The organism is Propylenella binzhouense (assembly GCF_009866965.1).
Classification (GTDB): domain Bacteria; phylum Pseudomonadota; class Alphaproteobacteria; order Rhizobiales; family Afifellaceae; genus Propylenella; species Propylenella binzhouense.
Window position 1 is genome coordinate 1 of record NZ_SPKJ01000145.1, and the last position, 7,617, is coordinate 7,617.

The 7,617-nt window shown below is 69.2% G+C and carries 9 protein-coding genes; 7 read left to right on the plus strand and 2 right to left on the minus strand.

Annotation, left to right across the window (positions count from 1 at the left end; genetic code table 11):
* Positions 1-213: 213 nt before the first annotated feature.
* The 5 genes from E4O86_RS21515 (at position 214) to E4O86_RS21535 (ending at position 4,248) form a co-directional block, all read left to right on the plus strand.
* Positions 214-1,116 carry a metal ABC transporter substrate-binding protein gene (locus tag E4O86_RS21515; RefSeq protein ID WP_161142605.1) on the plus strand — a complete coding sequence of 301 codons (903 nt, stop codon included), beginning with the start codon at positions 214-216 and terminating at the stop codon, positions 1,114-1,116.
* On the plus strand, positions 1,113-2,027 hold the full coding sequence (locus tag E4O86_RS21520; protein ID WP_161142606.1) for a manganese/iron ABC transporter ATP-binding protein: 915 nt from the start codon (positions 1,113-1,115) through the stop codon (positions 2,025-2,027). Before E4O86_RS21515 ends, E4O86_RS21520 begins: the two co-directional genes overlap by 4 nt.
* Entirely contained in the window at positions 2,024-2,896 is an 873-nt protein-coding gene (locus E4O86_RS21525) for a metal ABC transporter permease (RefSeq protein WP_161142607.1), read from the plus strand. The genes E4O86_RS21520 and E4O86_RS21525 overlap by 4 nt, the downstream gene beginning before the upstream one ends.
* A gap of 14 nt (positions 2,897-2,910) precedes the next feature.
* Entirely contained in the window at positions 2,911-3,738 is an 828-nt protein-coding gene (locus E4O86_RS21530) for a metal ABC transporter permease (RefSeq protein ID WP_161142612.1), read from the plus strand.
* 81 nt (positions 3,739-3,819) lie between these two features.
* Positions 3,820-4,248: a Fur family transcriptional regulator gene (locus E4O86_RS21535; protein WP_161142608.1), complete on the plus strand. Its 429-nt coding sequence runs from the start codon at positions 3,820-3,822 to the stop codon at positions 4,246-4,248.
* 16 nt (positions 4,249-4,264) lie between these two features.
* On the opposite strand, the gene E4O86_RS21540 is transcribed toward E4O86_RS21535, so the two are convergent.
* On the minus strand, positions 4,265-5,182 hold the full coding sequence (locus E4O86_RS21540; RefSeq protein WP_161142609.1) for an MBL fold metallo-hydrolase: 918 nt from the start codon (positions 5,180-5,182) through the stop codon (positions 4,265-4,267).
* A gap of 260 nt (positions 5,183-5,442) precedes the next feature.
* Here E4O86_RS21540 and modA point away from each other — a divergent pair, with 260 nt between their 5' ends.
* Together modA and modB are read left to right on the plus strand one after the other, a co-directional pair.
* On the plus strand, positions 5,443-6,225 hold the full coding sequence (modA, locus tag E4O86_RS21545; protein ID WP_161142610.1) for a molybdate ABC transporter substrate-binding protein: 783 nt from the start codon (positions 5,443-5,445) through the stop codon (positions 6,223-6,225).
* 33 nt (positions 6,226-6,258) lie between these two features.
* Positions 6,259-6,963: a molybdate ABC transporter permease subunit gene (gene modB / locus E4O86_RS21550; RefSeq protein ID WP_161142611.1), complete on the plus strand. Its 705-nt coding sequence runs from the start codon at positions 6,259-6,261 to the stop codon at positions 6,961-6,963.
* A gap of 40 nt (positions 6,964-7,003) precedes the next feature.
* Here the strand turns inward: modB and E4O86_RS21555 are convergent, their stop codons facing one another.
* Positions 7,004-7,438, minus strand: a complete 435-nt coding sequence (locus E4O86_RS21555) for a winged helix-turn-helix domain-containing protein (protein ID WP_343039213.1) — start codon at positions 7,436-7,438, stop codon at positions 7,004-7,006.
* Between the last annotated feature and the right edge of the window lie 179 nt (positions 7,439-7,617).

Here is a 7,617-nt window from a genome sequence, read left to right on the forward strand (position 1 = left end):
GCCCGTGCCCGGGTCCGGCCGCCGGCGGAACCCGCCGGACGGCCGCCTGCGGAACCCGCCGGACGGCCGCCTGCGGAACCCGCCGGACCTCCCTCCAGTTCATGCCGGACGCTCCACTTCATAGAGACGTCGCTCCGGTTCATGCAAATGAGTTGCACGTTCAGGACGGCTGTGGCACTCTGTTGCAAGTGGTTCGCAATAGCGGGAATGCGGATGGTGCGGAATTTCAGGCGGGTCGTGGCGGCCCTCGCCGTCTCGGCGGTCGCGTCATGGGCCGGGCAGGGCGCCGCGGCGGCGGAGAAGCTCAAGGTCGTGACGACCTTCACGGTGATCGCCGACATCGCGCGGAACGTGGCCGGCGAGGCCGCGGACGTGGAATCGATCACCAAGCCGGGCGCGGAGATCCACAATTACCAGCCGACGCCGGGCGACATCCTGAAGGCGCAGGACGCGCAGCTCATCCTCTGGAACGGCCTCAATCTCGAGCTCTGGTTCGAGAAGTTCTTCCGGAACCTGCGGGACGTGCCGAGCGTGGTGGTCTCGGAGGGCGTCGAGCCGATGAGCATCGGCGAGGGCCCCTATCGGGGAAAGCCCAACCCGCATGCCTGGATGTCGCCGGAGAACGCCCTCCTCTATGTCGACAACATCCGCAAGGCGCTCGCGCAATACGATCCGGCCAACGCCGCCGTCTATGCCGCCAACGCGGAGGCCTACAAGGCCCGCATCGCGGCGACGGTCGCGCCGATCCGGGCGGAGCTCGCGGCGCTTCCGGAGAACCGGCGCTGGCTCGTGACGAGCGAGGGCGCGTTCAGCTATCTCGCGCGCGATTTCGGCCTGAAGGAGCTCTTTCTCTGGCCGATCAACGCCGACCAGCAGGGCACGCCGCAGCAGGTCCGCAAGGTGATCGACGCCGTCGAGAAGAACAGGATCGGCGTCGTCTTCAGCGAAAGCACCGTCTCCGCCAAGCCGGCCCAGCAGGTGGCGCGCGAGACCGGCGCCCGCTATGGCGGCGTGCTCTACGTCGATTCCCTCAGCGAGAAGGACGGCCCGGTGCCGACCTATCTCGACCTCCTGCGCGTCACCGCCGACACGATCGCGAAGGGGCTCTCGCAATGACGGTCGCCGAACTCTCCCGCCCGCGCGCCGGCGGGCCCGCGCCGGCCGAGGCCGGATCCGGGCTTTCCGTCCAGGACGTGACGGTCACCTACCGGAACGGCCACACCGCCATCCGCAACGCCACCTTCGCGGTCCCGACCGGCACGGTGACGGCGCTCGTCGGCGTCAACGGCAGCGGCAAGTCGACCGTCTTCAAGGCGATCATGGGCTTCGTGCGGATCTCGAAGGGCTCGATCTCGATCCTCGGCCAGTCGGTCGAGCAGGCGCTGAAGAGCAACCTCGTGGCCTATGTCCCGCAGAGCGAGGAGGTCGACTGGAGCTTCCCCGTCCTCGTCGAGGACGTCGTCATGATGGGGCGCTACGGCCACATGAACTGGCTGCGGATCCCGCGCCCGGAGGACGAGGCCGCGGTCGAGGCTGCGCTCGCCCGGGTCGGCATGCTCGATTTCCGCAAGCGCCAGATCGGGGAGCTCTCGGGCGGACAGCGCAAGCGCGTGTTCCTCGCCCGCGCGCTGGCGCAGGACGGGCGGGTGATCCTGCTCGACGAGCCGTTCACCGGCGTCGACGTGAAGACGGAGGAGGCGATCATCGCGCTCCTTCTCGCCTTGCGGGAGGAGGGCCGGGTGATCCTCGTCTCCACCCACAATCTCGGCAGCGTGCCGGAATTCTGCGACCGCACCGTGCTCATCAAGGGCACGGTGCTCGCCTACGGCCCGACCGCGGAGATCTTCACGCAGGAGAACCTCGAGCGCACCTTCGGCGGCGTGCTCCGCCATTTCGTCCTCGGCGATGTCGGCGAGGACCGGCGCCGGCCGGTCGGCGTGCTCACCGACGACGAGCGCCCCTTCGTGCTCTACGGCAACGGCAGCCCGGGCGGCGCCGAGCCGCCCGGCGGGGCGAAGCGGCGATGAGCGCGCTCCTCGAGCCGTTCGGCTACGGCTACATGGTGAACGCCATGTGGGTGAGCGCGCTCGTCGGCGCCGTCTGCGCCTTCCTCTCGGCCTATCTGATGCTGAAGGGCTGGTCGCTCATCGGCGACGCGCTCTCCCATTCGATCGTGCCGGGCGTCGCCGGCGCCTACATGCTGGGCCTGCCGTTCTCGATCGGGGCCTTCTTCGCCGGGGCGCTCGCCGCCGGCGCCATGCTGTTCCTCAACCAGCGCACCAGGCTCAAGGAGGACACGGTGATCGGGCTGATCTTCACCTCGTTCTTCGGCGTCGGCCTCTTCATGGTCTCGCTGTCGCCGGCGGCCGTGAACATCCAGACCATCGTGCTCGGGAACATTCTCGCCATCACGCCTGCGGACACCGTGCAGCTCGCGATCATCGGCTTCGTCTCGCTCGCCGTCCTGATCGTCAAGTGGAAGGACCTGATGGTCGTCTTCTTCGACGAGAGCCATGCGCGCTCGATCGGGCTCAGGCCCCGGCTGCTGAAGCTGATCTTCTTCACGCTCCTCAGCGCCTGCACGGTGGCCGCATTGCAGACGGTCGGCGCGTTCCTCGTGATCGCGATGGTGGTGACGCCGGGCGCGACGGCCTACCTCCTCACCGACCGCTTTCCGCGGCTGATCCTGGTCAGCGTGGCCATCGGCGCGGCGACGAGCTTCGTCGGCGCCTATGCGAGCTATTTCCTCGACGGCGCCACCGGCGGCATCATCGTGGTCCTGCAGACGCTGGTCTTCCTGGCCGCCTTCCTGCTTGCCCCGAAGCACGGCATGCTGGCCGCCCGGCGCAGGGCGGCCGAGGCGCTCGCCGCGGGCGCCGGGGAGCTTCCGTCGTGAGCCGGCTCCTCGACATGGCCCTGATGCCGTTCCAGTTCGAGTTCATGCGGAGCGCGCTCATCATCGCCGTCCTCGTCGCGGTGCCGGCGGCGCTCCTCTCCTGCTACCTGGTCCTCAAGGGCTGGTCGCTGATGGGCGATGCCATCTCCCATGCCATCCTGCCGGGCGTCGTGCTCGCCTATATAGCGGGGCTCCCGCTCGCCGTCGGCGCCTTCGTGGCCGGCATGGTCTGCGCGCTCGCCACCGGGTTCCTGAAGGAGAACAGCCGCGTCAAGCAGGACACCGTGATGGGCGTGGTCTTCTCCGGCATGTTCGGCCTCGGCATCGTGCTCTACACGAAGATCCAGTCCGACGTGCATCTCGACCACATCCTGTTCGGCGACATGCTCGGCGTCGGCTGGCCCGACATCCTCGAGACCGGCACGATCGCCGTCCTCGTCACGGGGATTATCGTCGCCAAGCGCCGCGACCTCCTCCTTCACGCCTTCGACCCGGTGCAGGCGAAGGCGCTCGGGCTTCCGGTGCGGCTCCTCCATTACGGGCTGCTGGCGATCCTTTCGCTCACCATCGTCGCGGCGCTCAAGGCGGTCGGCATCATCCTCGCCATCGCCGTGCTGATCGCGCCCGGCGCATGCGCCTACCTGCTCACGCGGAACTTCGGGGCAATGCTCGCCGTCGCCGTCGCGATCGCAACGTTCGCATCCTTCGTCGGCGTCTATGCGAGCTTCTTCATAGACAGCGCGCCGGCGCCGACGATCGTGCTCCTGATGACCATCATCTTCATCGCCGCCTATCTCTATGCGACCATCACGGCCGCGCGCGCCGGCAGGCGCCCGGCCTGAAGAGGGTGACGGGCCGTGCCGCCAGCGCTATTGCGATTGCATCGGTCGGCGCCGGTGCCGACAGGTGAGGTGGATTGCGGGATGGGAAGGGCAAAGAGCCAGGCGAGCTATCTGGAGCAGGCCCTGCGTGCCGACGGCGTGAGGATCACGCGTCAGCGGACGGCGCTCCTGAAGGTGCTCGCCGAGGCCAAGGACCATCCGGATGCCAACGAACTCCACAGCAGGGCCCGCGAGATCGACCCGACCATGTCGCTTGCGACCGTCTACCGGACGTTGACGGCGCTCGAGCAGCAGGGGCTCGTGCACCGCCACGTCTTCGAAGGTGCGTCGGCGCGCTTCGAGATCGCCGACGCGCGCCACCACGACCACATCATCGACATCGACAAGGGCGAGATCATCGAGTTCCGCTCGCCGGAGATCGAGCGGCTGCAGGAACAGATCGCCGAGCGCCACGGCTACGAGATCGTCAGCCACAAGCTCGAACTCTACTGCCGCAAGAAGGCGACCTGAGCGCTCCCGCGTCGCGCTAGTCGAGCGCGACCGGCCGGTATCCGTCTCCCGCCTTCTCGATCCTGGCGCGGCAGGGGAACGGGTAGTGGAACGCCTGCACCATCAGCTTCTCCGCCGCGAGCATGTCGTAGACGCGGCGCCTGGTCGCCTCCGCCTGCTGCGGGTCCATGTCGAAGGCGGGATGCCAGCCCGGGTGGCGCGCGAAGAGCGCCGGATGGTTCGTCACATCGGACTGGATGAAGAGCGACTCGCCGGCCGATTCCAGGCGGAACGAGGTGTGGCCCGGCGTGTGGCCGGGCGTGCCGAGCGCCGTCAGGCCCGGTGCGACCTCCGCGTCCCAGGCGTAGCGGGCGACCCGCTCCCGCAACGGACCGAACACGCGCCGCGCGTTGTCGAGATTCTCCTTGATCCGGGGGCCGCCGGCCGTCTCGGCCGCGTCGCTCTCCATCCAGTAGGCCCATTCCTTCTCCGGAACGACGATCTCGGCGTTCGGAAAGACGGGGTTCGAGTCGCCGTCGAGAAGGCCGTTGATGTGGTCGCCGTGGAAATGGGAGATGATCACGAGATCGATCGCCTCCGGCGCAAGGCCGGCCGCCCGAAGGCTCTTCGTGGTCTGCCCGACCGTGCTTCCCGGCTGCGCCCCGGCGGCGGGACCATAGCCCGTGTCGATCAGGATCCGCTGGCCCGCGCGCTCGAGGAGGACCGGGTTGAAGACGATCGTCATCTCGTCCGCGGGCATCGCCGCCTCGGCGAGCGCGGCATTGATCTCGTCGCGCCCCGCGTTTTGCACGAAGCCGTCGGCGAGGGGGAAGGTGCGGTAGCCGTCCGCGATCGTGGTGACCACGACCTCGCCCACTTTCCGGGCGCTGAAGGCCGGCGGCTCGGCCGGTCGCCACCCGCGTTCGCGCGTCGTGCCCGTCGTGGTGTCCGCCATCTCGATCTCCTCTTGGTCCGCCTTGTCGTTCGGCCCGGCGTGCCAGGCGCCGGTTACTGCACCCCGCATAGGCGGAAGCGGCCGGACGAACCAGTGGAATCTGGGCCTCGACGCCTGCCGGACCTGCCCGACCCGCCACGCAGGCGCGCCGGCTCTCCGGTCCACGCCGAGCGCTATGCTTGTCTGAACATAGCGCTTGGCAACCGGATGCGCGCGCTGTATCCACTTGGATATCGCGGTGAGCTGAATGGAGGTTTGAAATGCTCGGCAGGCGGATGATGCCGGTACGGCTCGCATTGCTCGGACTGACGCTTCTCGTCTCCGCTTTCCCCGCGCGGGCTGCGGAGGATGCGCGCGTGCTGGTGTTCGCGGCCGCAAGCCTCAAGAACGCGCTCGATGCGGCGGTCGACGACTGGAGCGCGACGGGCGGCCGGGCCTCCATCTCCTATGCGGGAAGCTCGACGCTCGCCAAGCAGATCGAACGGGGCGCGCCTGCCGATCTCTTCATCTCCGCCAACCAGTCCTGGATGGACTACCTCCAGGAGCGTGGGCTGATCGTGCCGGAGACGCGTTCCGACCTGCTCAGGAACCGGCTCGTCATGATTGCGCCGAAGGACAGCGACGTCGCCGTGACGCTTGCGCGGGGCGTCGACATTGCCGCGGTGCTGGGCTCGGGCAAGCTCGCGATGGCGAACACCGATTCGGTTCCCGCCGGCATCTACGGCAAGGCGGCCCTGACATGGCTCGGGGCATGGGACAAGGTCGCCCGCAGCATCGCGCAGGCGCAGGACGTGCGCGCCGCGCTGGTGCTCGTCTCGCGTGGCGAGGCACCGCTCGGGATCGTCTACGCGACCGATGCCGCGGCCGACCCGAACGTGAAGGTCGTGGCGACATTCCCCGAGGAATCGCACGAGCCGGTCGTCTATCCGGCCGCGCTCGTCAGGGACTCGGACAATCCGGCGGCAAGCTCGCTGCTCGATTTCCTGAAATCTCCGGAGGCGGCCCGCCATTTCGAGGAGCAGGGCTTCGCCTTCCTGCCCTAGACACGGGTCCGGCGAACGGGTTTCTGCATCGGGATGCCGAACTGGATCAGTCTGTCGCCGGAGGAATGGACGGCCGTCCGCCTGTCGCTGCGGGTATCGTTCTGGGCCGTGGTCTGGACGCTGCCCGCAGGCATCCTCGTGGCGATGGTCCTGGCGCGCGGCCGGTTCTGGGGGAAGTCGCTCCTCGACGGGCTGGTCCATCTGCCGCTCATCCTGCCCCCGGTCGTCACCGGCTACCTCCTCCTGGTCCTGTTCGGGCGGCGCGGTCCGATCGGCGCCTTTCTTGCCGAGACGTTCGGAATCGTCTTCGCATTCCGCTGGACCGGCGCGGCGCTCGCCTGCGCCATCATGGGATTCCCGCTGATGGTCCGGACCATCCGGCTGTCGATCGAGGCGGTGGATGCCGGCCTGGAGGAGGCGGCCGGCACGCTCGGCGCCAATCCCGCCTGGGTGTTCGCCACGATCACGCTGCCGCTGATCCTGCCGGGCATCATCGCCGGCACGATCCTCAGCTTCGCGCGGGCGATGGGCGAGTTCGGCGCGACCATCACCTTCGTCTCCAACATACCGGGCGAGACGCAGACGCTGCCTTCCGCGATCTATACGTTCACCCAGGTGCCGGGCGGCGACCTGCAGGCGCTCCGCCTGACGGTCATTTCGGTGGTGATCTCGATGGCCGCCCTGCTCGCCTCGAACATGGTGGCAAACCGGGTCGCCAGGCGGCTCGGCCGGGACTGAGGCGGGCGGCCGGAACGGCGCGGGCCGCACGGCCTGCGGGCTAGTCCCCCGGCTTGTCCCCCTGGGTGCCGGCCGCTTCCTTCCCCTCTGCCTCCGGGGGCGCGGTCGCCAGCCTGGCCTCGAGCGCGCGCAGATGCTTCTCCACAGCGCCCGCCGTCTTCCTTTCCATCCGCCGGTAGCGGCGCACCACCTCTTCTCCGAGCTCGGTCAGATGGGTACCGCCGCCGCGCGCGCCGCCGGCCCTTGCCGCCACCACCGGCTCCCGGAACATGGAATTGAGCTCGTCGACCAGGCGCCAGGCGCGCCGGTAGGACATGCCCATCACGCGGCCGGCCTCGCTGATCGAGCCGTGCTTCCCGATCAGCTCGAGAAGGTGGATCTTCCCCGGCCCGAGCGCGCCGTGCACCCCCATGTCGACGCGCAGCGTCACGCCGACCGCCTGCCGGGAGCGGCCCGAATCCGTTGATCGCGTCACGCCCACGCCGCCGCTCGCCTCCCGGACGGCACGGCCCGCCCCTCCGCGGCAGCGGGCCGCCCGCTCACATCCGGCAGGTTAGCGGCCCGCGGGCGATCCGCGAAGCCCCCCTCGGGGCCCGCCCCGATCCCGGCGGACCGGCCGCCGGCTACGAGGCTTCCGCGACCGGCCGCTCGGTG

Excerpts from the sequence above, each read along its gene's own strand:
- modB (WP_161142611.1), top strand. The coding sequence starts at position 6,259 with ATGCCGAACTGGATCAGTCTGTCGCCGGAGGAATGGACGGCCGTCCGC.
- E4O86_RS21525 (WP_161142607.1), top strand. The coding sequence starts at position 2,024 with ATGAGCGCGCTCCTCGAGCCGTTCGGCTACGGCTACATGGTGAACGCC.
- modA (WP_161142610.1), top strand. The coding sequence starts at position 5,443 with ATGCTCGGCAGGCGGATGATGCCGGTACGGCTCGCATTGCTCGGACTG.
- E4O86_RS21530 (WP_161142612.1), top strand. The coding sequence starts at position 2,911 with ATGGCCCTGATGCCGTTCCAGTTCGAGTTCATGCGGAGCGCGCTCATC.
- E4O86_RS21520 (WP_161142606.1), top strand. The coding sequence starts at position 1,113 with ATGACGGTCGCCGAACTCTCCCGCCCGCGCGCCGGCGGGCCCGCGCCG.
- E4O86_RS21535 (WP_161142608.1), top strand. The coding sequence starts at position 3,820 with ATGGGAAGGGCAAAGAGCCAGGCGAGCTATCTGGAGCAGGCCCTGCGT.
- E4O86_RS21540 (WP_161142609.1), bottom strand. The coding sequence starts at position 5,182 with ATGGCGGACACCACGACGGGCACGACGCGCGAACGCGGGTGGCGACCG.
- E4O86_RS21515 (WP_161142605.1), top strand. The coding sequence starts at position 214 with ATGGTGCGGAATTTCAGGCGGGTCGTGGCGGCCCTCGCCGTCTCGGCG.